Here is a 17526-nt window from a genome sequence, read left to right on the forward strand (position 1 = left end):
TCCGGACCGACGAGGCGGGGTTCCGGAACGACGCGGTGCCGGGTCGGATCGCCCTGCTCGTCCTGGGCGATTCCTTCGCCGCGGGGGCGAGCACGACGCAGGAGCGGATGTTTTCGAGCCTGCTGGCCGGGAGGCTCGGCGGGCGCGTCTACAACCTCGGGTTCCCCGGAGGGCCCTACGACCAGTACCTCAACCTGGCGATCGAATGGCCGCGGCTGCCGCTTGCGCCGTCCGCCGGGCTGGTCTGGACCTTCTTCGAGGTGCTCGTCCGGACGCTGCCGGACGGCCGCGCGATGCTGTTCAGCGGCAAGCAGGAAGCGTGGGGCCGCCGCGCGCGGACCGAGGTGGAGGCCCATCCGAACTTTTCGAAACTGGAGAGGACCCTGGCGGCTGTGAGCCGGCTGACGAGGGAACGCGGGTTAGCCGTGACCGTGCTGATCCTGCCGACCAAGGGAGAGGTGTATCGGTGGGTTCTGGACGGGAAGCCCGCGCCCTCGTGGGAGGCTCCGCCGTCCGGCTTCGTACAGGCCGTCCTTCCTGCCTGCGACCGAGCCGGCCTTCGCTGCCTGGACGCGAAACCCTTCCTGGTCGAGGAGGCGCGGCGGCGGTACGAGTCGTCGGGTCTGTTGCTCTGGTGGCGGGACGACACGCACCTGGGGGAATGCGGACATGAGGCCGTGGCTCGGTTCATCGCCGAGCGGGTGCTGGACGTCCGTGATTGCGGTGTCCAGGGTGGAGCAGCCTGCCCCGTGTCCGTCTCCCCCTCGGAATCCGGGGGCCGGTCTGGCTCTGGATTTCGGCTTCCGCCGGAATGACGATGGAGGAAACGCGATCGCCACGACGTGCCGCAGGCGTTCGTCTTCCGGCGTGCGCCCGGTCAGGCCCGGAGCCCGGTCGAGGGCGTCGGCTTGGCCGAGGCCAGGTAGGCACGGATCAACCGGAGGAGGACCCGGCGGTTCCAGGGGTCGCGCCGGATCGCCTGCCGGAAGGCCTCGCGCGCCTCGCCGACCCGGCCTTGGGCGAGGCGGAGCTTGCCCAGGTCGCCGTAATAGCAGGCCCAATCGCGCACGAGCGCCCGCGCCTCCTCCGTGCCCGGGCGGCAAGACGGGGCGTGCTTCTCCAAAAAATAGCGGCGGGCCTCGATCGCCCGTTCCGAAGGAATGTCGCGTGAGGCGTTGCGCGAATAGAGCCGATGGCGATACAACGGTTGCGGCAGGTGCAGGAAGGGATGGCGGCCGTAGAGCCTGATCGCCAGGTCGATGTCTTCCCAGATCGCGAGCCGGGCGTCGTAGCCGCCGACGGCGTCGAAGCAGGATTTCCGGAACAGGGTCCCGGAGGTCGCCACGTCGTGGGTCCCGCGCAGGAGCTGGGTGATGCTCGTCATCGCCTTCATCGCGGCGTCGTATTCGATCGGCGCGCCGGCCTCGTCCGTCTGGTAGCCGTCGCAGTGGACGAGCGCGGCGTCGGGGGCGGCCTTCAGCCGGGGGACGGTCAGCTCGAGGAACGTCGGCTCCCAGAGGTCGTCCTGGTCGAGAAAGGCCAGGTATTCGCCTTGGGCCAGCCTGGCGCCGTCGTTGCGGGCCGCGGCCTGCCCGCCGTTCGTCGCGCGGCGGCAATAGCGCGCCCGCGGGTAGCGCAGGACGAGCCGGGCCGTGTCGTCGGTGGAAGCGTCGTCCACGACGATGAGCTCGAGGTCGCGGTAGGTCTGGCCGAGCACGCTCCGGATGGCCTGCTCCAGGTACCGCGAGACGCCGTTGTAGGCCGGGATGATCGCGCTGACGGTCGCCATCTGGTCCGGTTCGTCGGGGAGCCGCAGGGTGCGCCCCATCATACCAAACCGGCGGCCCGGTTGCGGCGGCCGACGGGAAATAACCTGCACGCCGAGGAGACCCCATGACCTACGACCACGTGGACCCCGCGCACCGGGGGCCCAACACCGTCCACATGACCCGGGTGCTGGTCGCGGGGCTGATCCGGGCGGCGGGCTGTCGGCGCGTCCTGGACCTGCCCAGCGGCACCGGCGCGCTGACCCACCTCCTGCTCGAATCGGGGATCGACGTGGTGTCGGCCGACCTGTGCCCGGAGGGATTCGTCGTGCCGGGCCGGTCCTGCCTCCGGGCGGACCTCAACGCGGCGCTGCCCTTCGGCGACGAGGAGTTCGACGGCTTCGCCTGCATCGAAGGGATCGAGCACATCGAGAACCCCCACCTGCTCGTCCGCGAGGCCAATCGGGTCCTCAAGCCCAAGGGACGCCTGTTCATCAGCACGCCCAACGTGCTCTCGATCCGGTCCCGGCTGAGCACCCTGCTGCGGGGCTACCCGGATCAGTTCCACTACATGGTCGAGGTGGAGCCGGACACCGGACGGGAAAAGCCCGTGGCGCACATCAATCCGATCGGCTTCCTCGAGCTGCGGTACGTGTTGGCCCGGTGGGGTTTCGAGACCGACCTCGTCCGGACCAACCGCTATCTCAAGCGCGGGGCCCTCTGGTACCGAGCGCTCCGGCGGCTCCTCTTCACGAGGGGACGCCGGGCGGCTGCGGCCCATCCGAAGGTGGCAGCGGTCCGGCAGACCCTGCTGTCCGACGAGGTCCTCTTCGGCGAAGGCTTGATCGTCGGTGCGGTCAAGGTGGCGGACTGCCGCCGAGGCGGCGGATGAGGGCGGGCCGCGGCGGCGGGGCCGGCGACGGATGGCGGCCATGAAGGTCGTCATCGCCGCCTGGCACTTGAGCCATTCCAACGTCGGCCTCGGACGGTACGCCCTCGGGCTGATCGAGGCGCTGGGCCGCGTGGACCGGGACACGTGGTACGAGGTCCTGGCCCCCGTGCCGGCGCCGGCTCTGACACCGCGGCCGACCGTCCGGCACCGCCTGGTCCGCTTCCCCCTCTTCAAGCGCCGGTTCTGGGAGCAGCTCGCGCCGCAGCTCGTCGGCCCCTACGACGTCCTGCACTTTCCCTACGACTCCGCCGTCCTGCGCAAGCGGGGGCCCTTCGTCACGACGGTCCACGACGTCAAGCCCCTGATCTTCTCCGAGCTCCAGCCCAAGAAGACCCTCGCGAGCCTGGTCGAGGGCCGGTTGGTCGGCGACCGCTGGGCGCGGATGGACCACATCATCACCGATTCCCACTGCTCCAAGCGGGACCTGATCGAGAGGGTGGGCCTTCCCGAGGAGCGGATCACGGTCGTGTTCCCCGGCGTGGACCTGGAGCGGTTCCGACCGGCTCCGCCGACGGCCATCGGGGACGGCGCGCGTCCCTACGTCCTCTGCGTGGCCGGCCCGGACCCCACCAAGAACGTCCTGACCCTGGTCGAGGCCTTCGCCCGGCTGCCCCGCGACCTGCGCGCCGCGCACGACCTGGTGCTCACCGGGGATTTTCGACGCCGGCCCGACCTCCTGGAGCGTGTGACCGCCGCGGGGCTCGCCCCGCAGACCCGGTTCACGGGCGTGGTCAGCGACGAGGACCTGATCGTCCTCTACCAGCGCGCGGCCCTGTTCGTCTTCCCCTCCCGCTACGAGGGCTTCGGCTTTCCCGTGCTCGAGGCGATGGCCTGCGGCTGTCCCGTCGTGAGCTCCAACGCCTCCTCCCTGCCCGAAGTGACCGGGGAAGCGGCGCTGTTGGTGGACCCCTCGGACACGGGGGGCTTCGCCGAGGCGATGGAGCGGGCGCTGACGGACCGGGCGCTGTGGGGCGATCTTCGGGCACGGGGGCTCGCGCGGGCGGCGCAGTTCACCTGGGACCGGACCGCGCGGGAAACCGCGGCGGTCTACCGGAGGGTCGCGGGACGGCCATAGCCCCGGCCGTCCCGGCGGATACCGCTTGCGTCGCGGGCCGGGGTTCGCGTATCTTCTCCCCGCGCCGTCCGCCGCCGCGAGCCGGCCCGCGGACGACGCGCTACCCACGGAATCGTCCATGCGCATCCTGATCACCGGAGGGGCGGGCTTCCTCGGCAGCCATCTCTGCGACCTGCTGCTGGGCCGCGGGCACGAGGTGGTCTGCGTGGACAACTTGAGCACGGGCCGGGCGGAGAACATCGCGCACCTCCTCGGCCACGCGCGGTTCAGCTTCGTCAAGTACAACGTCTGCGACTACCTGCACGTGGACGGTCCGCTCGACGCGGTCATGCACTTCGCCTCGCCCGCCAGCCCGCAGGACTACCTGGAGATGCCGATCGCGACGCTGAAGGTCGGCGCGCTGGGGACGCACAAGGCGCTGGGGCTGGCCAAGGCCAAGAGCGCACGCTTCCTCCTCGCGAGCACCTCCGAGGTCTACGGCGATCCGCTGGTGAACCCGCAGCCGGAGTCCTACTGGGGCAACGTGAACCCGATCAGCCCGCGCGGCGTGTACGACGAGGCCAAGCGCTTCGCGGAGGCCATGACCATGGCCTACCACCGCTACCATGGGCTGGACACGCGCATCGTCCGGATCTTCAACACCTACGGCCCGCGCATGCGCCCGAACGACGGGCGGGTGGTGTCGAACTTCATCGTGCAGGCCCTGCAGGGCAAGCCCCTGACGGTGTTCGGCGACGGCAACCAGACGCGCAGCTTCTGCTACGTGGACGACCTGGTGCGGGGGATCGCGGCCTTGTTGACGGCCGAGTCGGACCGCCCGGTCGCCGAGCGGACCGACCGGGGCTTCCTGACCGCGCGCGCCGCGCCGGTGCCGGAGAGCGTGCACGAGCCGGTCAACATCGGGAACCCCCGCGAGCTGCGGGTGCTGGAGATCGCGGACCTCGTCCTCAAGCTGACGGGCAGCCGGAGCGGGCTGCGCCACTTGCCGCTGCCCGCGGACGATCCGAAGGTGCGCCGGCCGGACATCCGGAAGGCGAAGACCCTCCTCGGGTGGGAGCCGCAGATCACGCTCGAGGACGGGCTGGCGAAGACGATCGACTATTTCCGTTCGATGCTGCCCCGGCTGGAGGGCGGCGCGCCATGAAGGGCGTCGTGCTGGCGGGCGGGCTCGGCACCCGGTTGCTCCCGCTGACCAAGGTCACGAACAAGCACCTGCTGCCGGTCTACGACCGGCCGATGATCTACTACCCGATCCAGACGCTGGTCAACGCCGGCATCCGGGAGATCCTGCTGGTCACCGGCGGGAACAACGCCGGGGATTTCCTCCGCCTGCTGGGCAACGGGAAGGAGTTCGGGCTCCGCCACCTGGATTACACCTACCAGGAGGGGGAGGGCGGCATCGCCGACGCGCTCCGCCTCGCGGAGTACTTCGCGGAGGGCGGGCCGGTGTGCGTGGTGCTGGGCGACAACCTGATCGAGCGGAACATCCTGCGCGCCGCGCGGGCCTTCCGCGACCAGAAGGTCGGGGCGAAGATTCTGCTCAAGGAGGTCAAAGACCCCCAGCGCTTCGGCGTGCCCGTGCTGCAGGGCGACCGGGTCGTGCGGATCGAGGAGAAGCCCGAGCGGCCGGCCTCCCCCTACGCGGTCACGGGCATCTACTTCTACGACGCCCGGGTCTTCGAGATCATCAAGACGCTGAAGCCCTCCGGCCGCGGCGAGTTGGAGATCACCGACGTGAACAACGCCTACATCCGCGAGGGGCAGCTCACCTGGGACGTCCTCGACGGCTGGTGGACCGACGCCGGCACGATCGCCTCGCTGCTCCACGCGAACCAGCTCGTCGCCCGGACCGGCGCGAACAAGATGGAGCCCTGAGGTGGCCCTGCTCGTGACCGGCGGCGCCGGCTTCATCGGCTCGCACCTGGTGCGGCGGCTGGTCGCCGGGGGCGAGCGGGTGGTGAACCTGGACGCGCTGCGGTACTCCGGCAACCTCGACAACCTCACGGACCTGGCCGGCCACGCCGGCCACGTTTTCATCCACGGCGACATCGGCGACGCCGGGACCGTCGAACGGGTCTTCCGCGACCACGCGATCGCGGCCGTCGTCAACTGTGCGGCCGAGACCCACGTGGACCGCTCCATCCTCGACCCGGACGGCTTCGCCCGGACCGACGTCGTCGGCACGGCGGTGCTGCTGGAGGCCGCCCGCAAAGCGGGGGTGTCCCGCTTCCTGCAGGTGAGCACCGACGAGGTCTACGGCAGCGTCGAGTCGGGCGCCTCCACGGAGGAGGACGCGCTCGCCCCGCGCAGTCCCTACGCCGCGAGCAAGGCCGGGGGGGACCTGCTGGTGCGCAGCTACTGGACGACTTTCAAGTTTCCCGTGCTCATCACGCGCGGCAGCAACACCTACGGGCCGAACCAGTACCCGGAGAAATTCATCCCCCTGTTCATCACGAACGCGATCGACGGGGAGCCGCTGCCGCTCTACGGCGACGGCCGCCACCGGCGCGACTGGCTCTCGGTCCACGACCACTGCGCGGCGATCGAGCACGTCCTGCGCCGCGGCGAGCCGGGCTCCGTGTACAACGTCGGTGGCGGCAACGAGCGGGAGAACCTGGAGGTGGCCGGGCTCATCCTGGCGCGGCTGGGCAGGCCCGCGTCGCTGATCCGCTTCGTGCGGGATCGGCCGGGGCACGACCGCCGCTACGCGGTGGACTGCGCGAAGCTCCGGCGGCTCGGCTGGGCGCCGACCGTGCCCTTCGAGGAGGGGCTGCGCGCCACGGTGGACTGGTACCGGGCGAACGAGGCCTGGTGGCGGAAGATCAAGTCCGGCGAGTTCCGGGCCTACTACGAGCGGCAGTACCGGGACCGGCTGAAGGCGGGGGCGGCCTCCCCCGCGGCCCTCTCCGGCCCGTCGGAAGGGTGAGCGGGTCGTCATGAAGCGCGCGCTGATCACGGGGATTACCGGCCAGGACGGCTCCTACCTGGCCGAGCTGCTGCTGGAGAAGGGCTACGAGGTCCATGGGATCGTCCGGCGCGTGGCCATCGAGGACCCGGAGCACCGGCTGTGGCGGATCCTCCACCTCCGGGACCGGATACACCTCCACGCGGCTTCCATGGAGAGCCTGCCCAGCATCTACCGGGTGTTCCAGATCGTGAAGCCCGATGAGTGCTACCACCTGGCCGCCCAGAGCTTCGTGACCTACTCCTTCGAGGACGAGTTCTCCACGTTCAACGCCAACGTCAACGGCACCCACTACGTGCTGGCCGCGCTCCGAGACTGCGCACCGGACTGCCGGTTCTATTTCGCCGCGTCGAGCGAGATGTTCGGCAAGGTCGCCGAAGTGCCGCAGACCGAGTCCACGCCCTTCCACCCGCGGTCGGCCTACGGCATCTCGAAGGTGGCCGGGTTCCATCTGACCCGGAACTACCGGGAGGCCTACGGCATCCGCGCGAGCTGCGGCATCCTCTACAACCACGAGTCGCCCCGCCGGGGGTTCGAGTTCGTCACCCGGAAGATCACCGCCCACGCGGCGCGCATCAAGCTGGGGCTCGCCAAGGAGCTCCGGCTGGGCAACCTGAGCGCGCGACGGGACTGGGGCCACGCCCGCGACTACGTCCGCGCCATGTGGATGATGCTCCAGCAGCCCGAGCCGGGGGACTACGTCATCGCCACCGGCGAGCAGCACTCGGTCCGGGAGTTCGCCGAGGCCGCCTTCGCCCGCGTCGGCCTGGACTACCGGGACTACGTCGTGGTGGACCCGCAGTTCATGCGGCCCGCCGAGGTGGACACCCTGCTCGGGGACGCGTCCAAGGCCAAACGGGACCTCGGGTGGGACTGCCAGGTCCGCTTCACGGCCCTGGTCGAGGAGATGGTGGACGAGGACCTGCGGGCGCTCAGGAGCGGCAGGGGCGCGTGACGGAGACCGGCCGCCGGCCGGTGGCGCCTTCCGTCCGGCTCTGCTAAGATCGCCTCCGACCCCGGACCCCAACCCCATGCCGACCGCCCAACCCAGCCGATCGAAGCGCAAGAAGGAACGGCCGTCGCTGGCCGCCGCCCTGCGGCGCATCCGTCTGGTGGCCACGGACGTGGACGGCGTGCTGACGGATGGGGGGATGGTCTACGCGGAGTCCGGGGAGGAGAGCAAGCGGTTTCACGTGCGGGACGGGATGGGCATCAAGCTGCTGCAGAAGGCCGGCTTCATCACCGCGATCATCACCCAGGAGCAGAGCAGGCTGGTCGCCCGCCGCGCGGAGCGGCTCGCGATCCCCGAGGTGCACCAGGGGATCATGGACAAGCTCGGCGCGCTGCGAGACCTGGCGGCCCGCTACGGCCTCTCCCTCGACCAGGTCGCCTACGTCGGCGACGACGTCAATGACCTGGAGGCGCTGCGCGGGGCGGGATTCTCCGCGGCGCCGGCCGACGCCGTGCCCGCCGTCCTGCAGGCGGTCCGCTACCGCTGCCGGCACCGCGGGGGCGACGGAGCGGTCCGCGAGGTCGCCGACCTGCTGCTGGCGGCCCAGGGGTTCGACCCGCGCGGCGAGCGGGCGGACGCCCCCCGCGGGCGGAGCTGACCGATGGCGGCGTCCGGTCCCGAGCGGCGCCTCTACGGCGTCATCATGGCCGGCGGCAGCGGCACGCGGTTCTGGCCGCTGAGCCGCCAGCTCTACCCGAAGCAGCTCCTCCGCCTGATCGGCGACGAGACCCTGATCCAGCAGACGATGCGGCGGGTCCTGCGCTGCGTGCCCGTCGAGCGGGTCTATCTCTCCACCACCCCCGCCCAGGCGGAGTCCCTGCGGGTCCAGCTCGGCCAGTGGAAGGACGCCCTCCACGGGCACTTCGTCATCGAGCCGGAGGCGCGGAACACCGCGCCGGCCATCGCCCTGACGGCGGCCACGCTCGTCGCGCGCGACCCCGAGGCGGTGATGCTGGTGCTGCCGGCGGATCACGTGATCACGGGCGACCGGGCCTTCCGGGCCGCGGTCCGGCTGGGGGCGGAGTTGGCCGCGGCGGGCCACCTGGTCACCTTCGGGGTCCCGCCCATCCGTCCGGAGACCGGGTACGGCTACATCAGGCCGGACCGGCGGGCGCGGCTGGCCGCGCGGCAGGGCCTGACCGGCTACCGGGTCGAGCGGTTCGTGGAAAAACCCGACGCCGCGACGGCGGCCCGCTACCTGCGGGACGGCCACTACTACTGGAACAGCGGGATCTTCCTCTGGCGCGCGGCGACGATCCTGGAGGAGTACGCGCGGCACCAGCCGGCGCTCGCGGGGACGATCCGCGGCCTGGCGAGGCTCCTCGCGTCCGGGGCGTCGGACGGGCGGCTGCATGGGCTCTACCGCCGGCTCCCGCCGCTCTCGATCGACCAGGGCGTCATGGAGCGGTCCTCGCGCGCGGCGATGATCCCCGTCGCCTTCCGCTGGTCCGACGTCGGCACCTGGAGCAGCCTGGAGGAGGTCGCGGACCGGGACCGGGCCGGCAACGTGCTGACCGGCAACGTCGTGGACCTGGGCAGCCGCGACTCGATCATCTACGCGGACCGGCGGCTGGTCGCGACGATCGGCCTGGCCGACATGGTCGTCGTGGACACGCCGGACGCGACGCTCGTCTGCCCGAAGGGGCGCGCGCAGGACGTGAAGCGGGTCGTGGCGGAGCTGAAGCGGCGGGGCGCGCCGGAGCACCTGGAGCACCGCACCGTGTTCCGGCCGTGGGGCTCCTACACCGTGCTGGAGGAGGGGCCGGGCTACAAGGTGAAGCGGGTGTCCGTGAGCCCGGGGGGGCGGCTGTCGCTCCAGCTCCACCACCGACGCAGCGAGCACTGGGTCGTCATCGCTGGCCGCGCGCGCGTGACCTGCGGGAAGCGGGTCTTCGAGCTCGCCGTGGGCCAGAGCACGGCCGTGCCCAAGGAGACGGCCCACCGGCTGGAGAATCCGGGCTCGGAGCCCCTGCACATCATCGAGGTCCAGAACGGCCCCTACCTGGGCGAGGACGACATCGTCCGGCTGCACGACGACTACGGACGAAGCGTGAAGCGTCGTTCGTGACGCGTCTCCCCAGGGCAACGGGACGGCTCGGGCGGACGACGAACCACGAGCGACGAGGGACGACCAGCGAGGCGCGCATACGATGGCACTCTTTCGCGAGTACGACATCCGGGGCATCGTCGGGCAGGAGCTGACGGAGGACATGGCCGAGCGGATCGGCCGGGCCTTCGCGACGATGGGGCGCGAGCGGGGGCTCAAGACCGTCTCGGTCGGGCGCGACGGGCGCGCCAGCTCGCCGGTCCTCCGCGACCGGCTCGTGCGGGGGCTCACCGCCGCCGGCCTGACCGTCGTGGACGTCGGCGTCTGCCCGACGCCGGTCCTGTACTTCTCCCTGTTCACCCTCCCGGTGGACGGCGGGGTGATGATCACGGGGAGCCACAACGCCTCCGAGTACAACGGCTTCAAGCTCTGCGTCGGCACGGAGGCGCTGCACGGGGAGGAGATCCAGGACATCCGCAAGGTCATCGAGGGGGGCCGGTTCTCGTCCGGCTCGGGCACGGTGACCGAGCGGCCGATGCTGCCCGAGTACCTGGCTTATCTCAAGCGCCACTTCGCCCACGTGGACGCCGGCCGCCTGCACGTCGTCATCGACTGCGGGAACGGGGCGGCGGCCCTCGTCGCCACGCAGGCGATGGAGCTGCTGGGGTGCCGCGTGACGGGGCTCTACTGCGAGCTGGACGGGCGGTTTCCCAACCACCATCCGGACCCGACCGTGGTCGCGAACCTGCAGGACCTCATCAAGACCGTCAAGGCGACGGGGGCCGACGTCGGGATCGGCTACGACGGCGACGCGGACCGCATCGGCGCCGTGGACGAGCGCGGCGACATCCTGTGGGGCGACAAGCTGATGGTCCTCTACGCGCGCGACATCCTCGCGGCCAGGCCGGGCAGCACGATCCTCTCGGAGGTCAAGGCGTCCCAGACCCTCTACGACGACATCCGCGCGCGCGGCGGCCGCCCGATCATGTGGAAGACCGGCCACTCGCTCATCAAGGCCAAGATGAAGGAGGAGCAGGCGGTGCTGGCCGGCGAGATGTCGGGGCACATGTTCTTCGCCGATCGCTACTTCGGCTACGACGACGCGATCTACGCCTCCTGCCGGCTCGTGGAGATCCTCAGCCGGGCGGGCCGGCCGCTCTCCTCGCTGATCGCGGACCTGCCCGCCACCTGCGTGACGCCGGAGATCCGCGTGGACTGCCCGGACCCGATCAAGTTCGACCTCGTCCGGCGCGTGCAGGAGCGGTTCGCCGCCTACGCCAAGGCCGGCCGGTCGCCGGGCAAGGACGGCCTCGCCATCCGGGACGTGGTCACCATTGACGGCATCCGCGTGATCTTCGAGGACGGCTGGGGGCTCATCCGCGCCTCGAACACGCAGCCGGCCCTGGTCCTCCGGTTCGAGGCCGGGACGGCGGAGCGGCTGGCCGCGATCCAGGCGCTGATCGAAGCCAGCCTGGACGAGGCGCGCCGTGAGACGGGCGCCTGACCGGCGCCGGCTCCTCCGGCTCGTCCTCCCGCTCCTGCTCTACGGCGGTTCCCTGCTCGCCGCCACCGCGGTCCTTTCCGAGCCCACGGTCATCCGCCCGGCTCCGTCTCCGCCCTTCGCCGCGGGCGAGCGCTTCACCTACGCCCTGTCCTGGCTGAGCCTGCGCGCCGGCACGGCCGTGATGGAGGTCCGCGAGCCGCCGCCGACCGAGGGACCGCCCGCTCTGGAGTTGGTCACCACCGCCCGGTCGAGTCCCTTCGTGTCGAAGTTCTACCCCGTGGACAACCGCGTCCAGTCCCTCGTGGACGCGAAGACGCTGGCCCCGCGGCGCCTGCTGTTCCGCCGGCGCGAGGGGAAGCGGAAGAACGACTTCGACGTGACCTTCCGCCGGGAAGAGGGCGTCGCCGTCTCCATCAAGGACGGGGTGAAGGAGACGATCCCCATCCCGCCGGACATCCACGACGCGATTTCCTGCCTCTACTACGTGCGGAGCCTGCCGGTGCTCCGCCCCGGAAGCTCGACCGTCCTCACCGTCCATCACGACAAGAAGAATTACCGCCTGGAGGTGAGAGTGGAGGAGGTCGAGCGGATCAAGGGGCCCTGGGGCGAGGCCGAGGCGATCCGCGTGCTCGCCGTCATGCCCTTCCAGGGCATCTTCCTCAACCAGGGCAACATCCGGGTCTGGCTCACCAACGACGACCGGCACGTCCCGCTGCGGATGAAGGCCAAGGTCGTCATCGGATCGGTCGTCGCGGACCTGATCGCGGGCTACGGCGAGCACGCGCCGGAGGGAAAACCCGACAGGCCGTGATTGCCGGACCACCCCGAACCGGCTATAATTGTGACCTCGTCGCGGGGAGACTGTCCTCATGGGTCCCTTTCCCGTCACGCTGACGCGGTTCATCATTCAGAAACAGGCGGCCCATCCCGGCGCCACCGGCGAATTCTCCGCCCTGATGGCCCAGATCGGCCTGGTCGGCAAGATGATCGCCCGGGACCTGCGGCGGGCCGGCCTGATCAACATCCTGGGCACGACCGGCGAGGTCAACGTCCAGGGCGAGACCGTCAAGAAGCTGGACGAGCTGGCCAACGACACCTTCCTGAAGGTCTTCTCCTACAGCGGGCTGGTCTGCGCGCTGGCCTCCGAGGAGATGGAAAAGCCGGTCCAACTGCCCGAGAACTGGCCGCACGGCAAGTACATGCTCCTCTTCGACCCCCTCGACGGCTCCTCGAACACGGACGTGAACATGCCGCTCGGGACCATCTTTTCCGTCCTCCGGCACGAGGGGCAGGACCGGCTGCCCGCGGAGGCCGAGCTGGTCCGGCGGGGGACCGAGCAGGTGGCGGCGGGGTACCTCCTCTACGGGTCGAGCACGATGCTGGTCTACACCTCCGGCCAGGGGGTGCACGGCTTCACCCTCGACCCGGAGGTGGGCGAATACGTCCTTTCCCACCAGGACATCCGGGTCCCCGCGCGGGGTGGCGTCTACGCCGTCAACGAGGGGAACGCGCAGAAGTGGCCGGCTGGCACGAGGCGCTACATGGACTGGCTCAAGGCGAAGGACGGGGCGACGGGCCGCCCCTACGCCGGGCGCTACTCCGGCTGCCTCGTGGCGGACGTGCACCGCATCCTGCTCGGCGGCGGCATCTACCTCTACCCCGCCGAGGCGGACAAGCCGGAGGGCAAGCTGCGGCTGCTCTACGAAGCCAACCCGCTCGCGATGGTCGTCGAACAGGCGGGCGGCCGCGCGAGCACGGGCCTGCACCGCATCCTCGCGGTCGAGCCGGCCGGGCTCCACCAGCGCGTCCCGCTCGTCATCGGGAGCCGCGAGGACGTGGAGACCGCGGAGCAGTTCATCCAGGGACGACGGACTTCATAACCGCGTCATTCAGTCGGGAGGGGCGAGCATGAGCGATCGGGTCCGGGAGATTCTGAGCTGGTACGGGAGCGACAATCCGGGGACGCGCGCCAACCTGGCGCGCCTGCTCACCCACGGCACGCTGGGCGGGACCGGCCGGCTGGTCATCCTGCCGGTGGACCAGGGCTTCGAGCACGGGCCGGCCAGGAGCTTCGCCCCCAACCCGCCGGGCTACCACCCGCACTACCACTTCGAGCTGGCGATCGACGCCGGGTGCAACGCCTACGCCGCGCCGCTGGGCTTCATCGAAGCGGGCGCCGCCGAGTTCGCCGGCCGCATCCCGTTGATCCTCAAGCTGAACAACCACGACCTCCTGCACGACGACAAGGATCCCCTGCCGTCGGTGACGGGCAGCGTCCGCGACGCGCTGCGGCTCGGCTGCGCCGCGGTGGGCTATACGATCTACCCCGGCTCGGCCCACTGCACGACGATGTACCAGCAGCTCCGCGAGATCAGCGAGGAGGCCAAGGCCCACGGCCTCGCCGTCGTCGTCTGGTCCTACCCGCGCGGCTCCCAGCTCAGCAAGGAGGGGGAGACCGGGGTGGACGTGGTCGCCTACGCCGCCCAGATCGCCTGCCAGCTCGGCGCGCACGTCGTGAAGGTGAAGCTGCCGACCGCCCACCTGGAGCAGGCCGCCGCCAAGAAGGTGTACGAGTCCCTCCAGGTGCCGATCAAGACGCTCGCCGAGCGGGTGCGGCACGTCGTCCAGAGTTCCTTCGACGGGCGGCGGATCGTGATCTTCTCGGGCGGACCCAAGAGCGAGGACAAGGTCTTCTTCGACGAGGTCCGGGCGATCCGCGACGGCGGCGGCTTCGGCTCGATCATCGGCCGCAACTCCTTCCAGCGGCCCAAGGCCGAGGCCCTGAAGTTCCTGCAGACCGTGATGGGCATCTACGCGGGCGAGATTCCGTAGCGGCAGCCGACGGCCAGTGAGGGAGTTCCCGTGACCGGATACGAACCCTACCGCCCGCGGCAGCGCCCGCCCGCCTCGTGGGCGGCGCGCGCGCTGCTGCTCGGCGCGGGCGTCCTCATCGGGTTGGTCGTCGCGTCGGACCTGGGCTGGCTGCCCTTCGGCCACGCCGTGCCCGAGCCGTCCCTCCCGCAGCCCCTGCCGGTCGCCCTGCCGCCGACGGCGGGGCCCGGCGGGCAGAACTTCGTGGAGGTGGCCAAGGCGGTCACGCCGGCGGTCGTGAACATCTTCACGACCAGGACCAGCTCCGGCGGTCCCCCCCATGCCCTGCCCTTCGACGACCCCTTCTTCCGCCGGTTCTTCGGGGACGAATTCTCCCGCCGGTTCGAGGCGCCGCGGGAGCGGGAAGGGCCGCGGGAGCGGAAGGAGCGCAGCCTGGGGTCGGGGGTGATCGTGGACCCGAGCGGCCTCATCCTGACCAACAACCACGTCGTCAGCAAGGCCGACGAGATCAAGGTCTACCTGGCCGACAAGCGCGAGTACAAGGCCAAGCTGGTCGGCACCGACGCCAAATCCGACCTGGCCGTGCTCAAGGTGGAAGCCGAGGGGCTGCGCACGATCCCCTGGGCCGACTCCGACCGACTCCAGGTCGGCGAGTTCGTCCTCGCGGTCGGCAACCCCTTCGGGCTGCACCAGACGGTGACGATGGGGATCATCAGCGCGATCGGGCGGGCGAGCATGGGCATCGCCGAGTACGAGGATTTCATCCAGACGGACGCGGCGATCAACCCGGGCAACTCCGGGGGGGCGCTGGTCAACGCCCGGGGCGAGCTGATCGGGATCAATACGGCCATCTTCAGCCAGAGCGGCGGCAACATGGGGATCGGGTTCGCCGTCCCGAGCAACATGGCCCGGTCCATCATGGATCAGCTCGTGAAATCGGGACGGGTCGTCCGGGGCTGGCTGGGGGTCTCCATCCAGGAGTTGTCGCCGGAGCTGGCCTCGCAGTTCGGCGCCGCGGACACGAAGGGCGCGCTGGTGAGCGACGTGCTGGACGGCAGCCCGGCCAAGCGCGCGGGCCTCGCGCGCGGCGACATCATCGTGGAGTTCGACGGCAAGCCGGTGGACACCCCCGCCCATCTCAAGAACCTCGTCGCCCAGACGGAGGTGGGGCGGAAGGCGGTCGTCAAGCTGATCCGCGAGGGGAGCCCGAAGACGGTCGAGGTCACGATCGCCGAGCAGCCCAAGAGCGTCGCCCAGGCCGGCGAAGAGGAGAGCGCGGAGGCCGTGCGCCCCGCCGGGCTGCTGTCGGACCTCGAGGTGCAGGATCTGGACCGGGGAATGGCGGGCCGCCTGGGCCTCTCGGCCGCGCAGCGCGGCGTGGTGATCGCCGGCGTGCGGCCGGGCAGCGTCGCGGAGGAGAGCGGCCTCCGGCCGGGGGACGTGATCCTGGAGGTCAACCGCCGGCCCGTGGCCGACCTGAAGGCCTACCGGGAGGCGGCCTCGGCCGCGGCGGAGGCGCCGAGCGTGCTGCTGCTGATCCAGCGGAACGGACGGACGAGCTATGTGACGGTGAAGTCGTAAGTCGGAGACGGACCGGTGCTATAATTCGACGCCGAAGGGGGTGAGTCTATGGCACGACGCGCGGTCTTCGTGCTCCTGTGCGCCTTGGCGGGAATGGCCCTTTTCCTCAGGGGAGGGGAGCCGGGCGTGCCGTTGATGCTCGCCGGGTTCGCGATCGGGGCGGCCACGGGCGGACTTATTCTGGCCGGTGAATATGCGTTGCAGCAGCTCTCGTTCGGCGTCATTGTCGGCGGCACGGCCGGGGTGGCGATCGGGCTGGTGCTGACCGGGCTGGTGGAGTGGGTCGGCAGCGTCGTCTTCGACGTGGAGACCTTCCTCTTCCACATCGGCGGGCTCGTGTTCCTGCTGGGGCTGCCCTACCTGGGACTCGTCCTCGGCGCCCGGTTCGGGCGGGAGAAACTGCCGGGCGGGGCCAAGCATCCGGAGCACGCGATGTCCGTGTCCAACATGAAGATCCTCGACACGAGCGTCATCATCGATGGCCGGGTCGCCGACCTCTGCGAGACCGGCTTCCTGGAGGGGACCTTCCTGGTCCCGCAGTTCATCCTCCACGAGCTCCAGCACATCGCGGACTCGTCGGATTCGCTCAAGCGGGCGCGGGGGCGGCGCGGGCTGGACATCCTGAACAAGATCCAGAAGATGGTGGACATCGACGTCCGGATCGTGGACGACGACTTCCCCCAGGTGAAGGACGTGGATTCCAAGATCGTCGTGCTCGCCAAGAAGGTGGGGGCCAAGGTCATCACCAACGACCTGAACCTGAACAAGGTCGCCGAGCTGCAGGGGGTGCGCGTCCTCAACATCAACGAGCTGTGCAACGCGCTCCGGCCGGTCGTGCTGCCGGGCGAGACCATCCGCGTCTTCGTGCTCAAGGAGGGCAAAGAGGCCGGCCAGGGCGTCGCCTACCTCGACGACGGCACGATGATCGTGGTGGACAACGCCAAGCGCTGCATCGGCCGCAACGTGGACGTGGTCGTCACCAGCGTGCTGCAGACCACCGCCGGCCGGATGATCTTCACCCGGCTGAAGGAAGAGGCCGAAAAAGAGGAATTCCAGGTCGCGCGTGGCTAACCGGACCGTCGCCCTCGTCCCGGCGGCGGGGCGGGGGCTCCGCATGGGGGGCGACGTCCCCAAGCAGTTCCTGACGCTGGGCGGGCTCCCCATCCTGGTGCACTCCCTCCTCGCCCTGGAACGCGCCGACACCGTCCACGAGGTCGTGCTCGTCGTCCCGTCCGCGGAGCGCGACTACTGCCTGCGCGAGATCGTCGCCCGGCACGGCTTGACCAAGGTCGCCCGCGTTGTCCCCGGCGGGGAGGAGCGGCAGGACTCGGTCCGGCTGGGGCTCCAGACCGTCGGCGACGAGGCGGAGTTCGTGCTGGTGCACGACGCCGTCCGGCCCTTCCTGACCGCGGACATGATCGGCCGGGCGCTGGCGCGGGCGGCGGAGTGGGGCGCGGCGGTCGTCGCGATCCCCATGCGCGACACGGTCAAGCGGGTCGGCGCGGACGGCCTCGTCGAGCGGACCGTGGACCGCCGGGGCCTCTGGCTCGCCCAGACGCCGCAGGCCTTCCGGGTCGGGGTTCTGCGGGAGGCGCACCGCAAGGCCCAGCTCGAGGGAGTCCGCGCCACGGACGACGCGCAGCTTGTCGAATGGTTCGGCAACCCCGTGGCGGTCGTGGAGGGGAGCGGCGAGAACATCAAGATCACCAGGCCGGAGGACCTCGTCATCGGGGAGGCCATCCTGGCCGCGCGAAGGAGCGGGGCGCGAGACGCGTGACGCGCCCGCCGCGCG

The 17526-nt window shown here is 70.7% G+C and carries 17 protein-coding genes; 16 read left to right on the plus strand and 1 reads right to left on the minus strand.

Annotated elements, in window-relative coordinates; genetic code table 11:
• Positions 1 to 35: 35 nt before the first annotated feature.
• Positions 36 to 815 (plus strand): alginate O-acetyltransferase AlgX-related protein, encoded by a 780-nt coding sequence (locus tag AC1U7O_RS11290; protein WP_479894880.1) that lies wholly within the window; start codon positions 36 to 38, stop codon positions 813 to 815.
• 62 nt (positions 816 to 877) lie between these two features.
• On the opposite strand, the gene AC1U7O_RS11295 is transcribed toward AC1U7O_RS11290, so the two are convergent.
• Complete coding sequence (locus AC1U7O_RS11295; protein ID WP_479894881.1) at positions 878 to 1789, minus strand: glycosyltransferase family 2 protein; 912 nt, start codon at positions 1787 to 1789, stop codon at positions 878 to 880.
• A gap of 104 nt (positions 1790 to 1893) precedes the next feature.
• Here AC1U7O_RS11295 and AC1U7O_RS11300 point away from each other — a divergent pair, with 104 nt between their 5' ends.
• From AC1U7O_RS11300 to ispD, 15 genes are all read left to right on the plus strand, one after another.
• Positions 1894 to 2658 (plus strand): class I SAM-dependent methyltransferase, encoded by a 765-nt coding sequence (locus tag AC1U7O_RS11300; protein ID WP_479894882.1) that lies wholly within the window; start codon positions 1894 to 1896, stop codon positions 2656 to 2658.
• A gap of 40 nt (positions 2659 to 2698) precedes the next feature.
• Positions 2699 to 3793: a glycosyltransferase family 4 protein gene (locus AC1U7O_RS11305; protein WP_479894883.1), complete on the plus strand. Its 1095-nt coding sequence runs from the start codon at positions 2699 to 2701 to the stop codon at positions 3791 to 3793.
• A 118-nt stretch (positions 3794 to 3911) separates the two neighbouring features.
• A complete protein-coding gene (locus AC1U7O_RS11310) occupies positions 3912 to 4937 on the plus strand; it encodes a UDP-glucuronic acid decarboxylase family protein (protein WP_479894884.1) in 1026 nt (341 codons plus the stop codon).
• Positions 4934 to 5668 carry a sugar phosphate nucleotidyltransferase gene (locus tag AC1U7O_RS11315; protein ID WP_479894885.1) on the plus strand — a complete coding sequence of 245 codons (735 nt, stop codon included), beginning with the start codon at positions 4934 to 4936 and terminating at the stop codon, positions 5666 to 5668. Before AC1U7O_RS11310 ends, AC1U7O_RS11315 begins: the two co-directional genes overlap by 4 nt.
• A gap of 1 nt (position 5669) precedes the next feature.
• Positions 5670 to 6719, plus strand: a complete 1050-nt coding sequence (rfbB, locus tag AC1U7O_RS11320) for a dTDP-glucose 4,6-dehydratase (RefSeq protein WP_479894886.1) — start codon at positions 5670 to 5672, stop codon at positions 6717 to 6719.
• 10 nt (positions 6720 to 6729) lie between these two features.
• Positions 6730 to 7713, plus strand: a complete 984-nt coding sequence (locus AC1U7O_RS11325) for a GDP-mannose 4,6-dehydratase (protein WP_479894887.1) — start codon at positions 6730 to 6732, stop codon at positions 7711 to 7713.
• A 76-nt stretch (positions 7714 to 7789) separates the two neighbouring features.
• Entirely contained in the window at positions 7790 to 8368 is a 579-nt protein-coding gene (locus tag AC1U7O_RS11330) for a KdsC family phosphatase (protein ID WP_479894888.1), read from the plus strand.
• Between the two features lie 3 nt (positions 8369 to 8371).
• Positions 8372 to 9838 (plus strand): mannose-1-phosphate guanylyltransferase/mannose-6-phosphate isomerase, encoded by a 1467-nt coding sequence (locus AC1U7O_RS11335; RefSeq protein WP_479894889.1) that lies wholly within the window; start codon positions 8372 to 8374, stop codon positions 9836 to 9838.
• Between the two features lie 82 nt (positions 9839 to 9920).
• A complete protein-coding gene (locus AC1U7O_RS11340; RefSeq protein WP_479894890.1) occupies positions 9921 to 11321 on the plus strand; it encodes a phosphomannomutase/phosphoglucomutase in 1401 nt (466 codons plus the stop codon).
• Positions 11305 to 12132 (plus strand): DUF3108 domain-containing protein, encoded by an 828-nt coding sequence (locus AC1U7O_RS11345; protein ID WP_479894891.1) that lies wholly within the window; start codon positions 11305 to 11307, stop codon positions 12130 to 12132. The genes AC1U7O_RS11340 and AC1U7O_RS11345 overlap by 17 nt, the downstream gene beginning before the upstream one ends.
• Positions 12133 to 12190: 58 nt before the next feature.
• Positions 12191 to 13201, plus strand: a complete 1011-nt coding sequence (gene fbp / locus AC1U7O_RS11350; RefSeq protein WP_479894892.1) for a class 1 fructose-bisphosphatase — start codon at positions 12191 to 12193, stop codon at positions 13199 to 13201.
• A 28-nt stretch (positions 13202 to 13229) separates the two neighbouring features.
• Complete coding sequence (locus tag AC1U7O_RS11355; RefSeq protein ID WP_479894893.1) at positions 13230 to 14153, plus strand: class I fructose-bisphosphate aldolase; 924 nt, start codon at positions 13230 to 13232, stop codon at positions 14151 to 14153.
• 30 nt (positions 14154 to 14183) lie between these two features.
• Positions 14184 to 15734, plus strand: coding sequence for a DegQ family serine endoprotease (locus AC1U7O_RS11360; RefSeq protein WP_479894894.1), 1551 nt, complete (start codon positions 14184 to 14186; stop codon positions 15732 to 15734).
• A gap of 48 nt (positions 15735 to 15782) precedes the next feature.
• Complete coding sequence (locus AC1U7O_RS11365; protein ID WP_479894895.1) at positions 15783 to 16805, plus strand: PIN/TRAM domain-containing protein; 1023 nt, start codon at positions 15783 to 15785, stop codon at positions 16803 to 16805.
• A complete protein-coding gene (ispD, locus tag AC1U7O_RS11370) occupies positions 16798 to 17511 on the plus strand; it encodes a 2-C-methyl-D-erythritol 4-phosphate cytidylyltransferase (RefSeq protein ID WP_479894896.1) in 714 nt (237 codons plus the stop codon). Before AC1U7O_RS11365 ends, ispD begins: the two co-directional genes overlap by 8 nt.
• The last annotated feature ends 15 nt before the right edge of the window (positions 17512 to 17526 follow it).

The sequence above is a fragment of the Candidatus Nitrospira neuquenensis genome, from assembly GCF_979578155.1.

Excerpts from the sequence above, each read along its gene's own strand:
- fbp (WP_479894892.1), top strand. The coding sequence starts at position 12,191 with ATGGGTCCCTTTCCCGTCACGCTGACGCGGTTCATCATTCAGAAACAG.
- AC1U7O_RS11325 (WP_479894887.1), top strand. The coding sequence starts at position 6,730 with ATGAAGCGCGCGCTGATCACGGGGATTACCGGCCAGGACGGCTCCTAC.
- AC1U7O_RS11300 (WP_479894882.1), top strand. The coding sequence starts at position 1,894 with ATGACCTACGACCACGTGGACCCCGCGCACCGGGGGCCCAACACCGTC.
- AC1U7O_RS11295 (WP_479894881.1), bottom strand. The coding sequence starts at position 1,789 with ATGGCGACCGTCAGCGCGATCATCCCGGCCTACAACGGCGTCTCGCGG.
- AC1U7O_RS11310 (WP_479894884.1), top strand. The coding sequence starts at position 3,912 with ATGCGCATCCTGATCACCGGAGGGGCGGGCTTCCTCGGCAGCCATCTC.
- AC1U7O_RS11355 (WP_479894893.1), top strand. The coding sequence starts at position 13,230 with ATGAGCGATCGGGTCCGGGAGATTCTGAGCTGGTACGGGAGCGACAAT.
- AC1U7O_RS11365 (WP_479894895.1), top strand. The coding sequence starts at position 15,783 with ATGGCACGACGCGCGGTCTTCGTGCTCCTGTGCGCCTTGGCGGGAATG.
- AC1U7O_RS11315 (WP_479894885.1), top strand. The coding sequence starts at position 4,934 with ATGAAGGGCGTCGTGCTGGCGGGCGGGCTCGGCACCCGGTTGCTCCCG.
- AC1U7O_RS11305 (WP_479894883.1), top strand. The coding sequence starts at position 2,699 with ATGAAGGTCGTCATCGCCGCCTGGCACTTGAGCCATTCCAACGTCGGC.
- AC1U7O_RS11340 (WP_479894890.1), top strand. The coding sequence starts at position 9,921 with ATGGCACTCTTTCGCGAGTACGACATCCGGGGCATCGTCGGGCAGGAG.
- AC1U7O_RS11330 (WP_479894888.1), top strand. The coding sequence starts at position 7,790 with ATGCCGACCGCCCAACCCAGCCGATCGAAGCGCAAGAAGGAACGGCCG.
- AC1U7O_RS11335 (WP_479894889.1), top strand. The coding sequence starts at position 8,372 with ATGGCGGCGTCCGGTCCCGAGCGGCGCCTCTACGGCGTCATCATGGCC.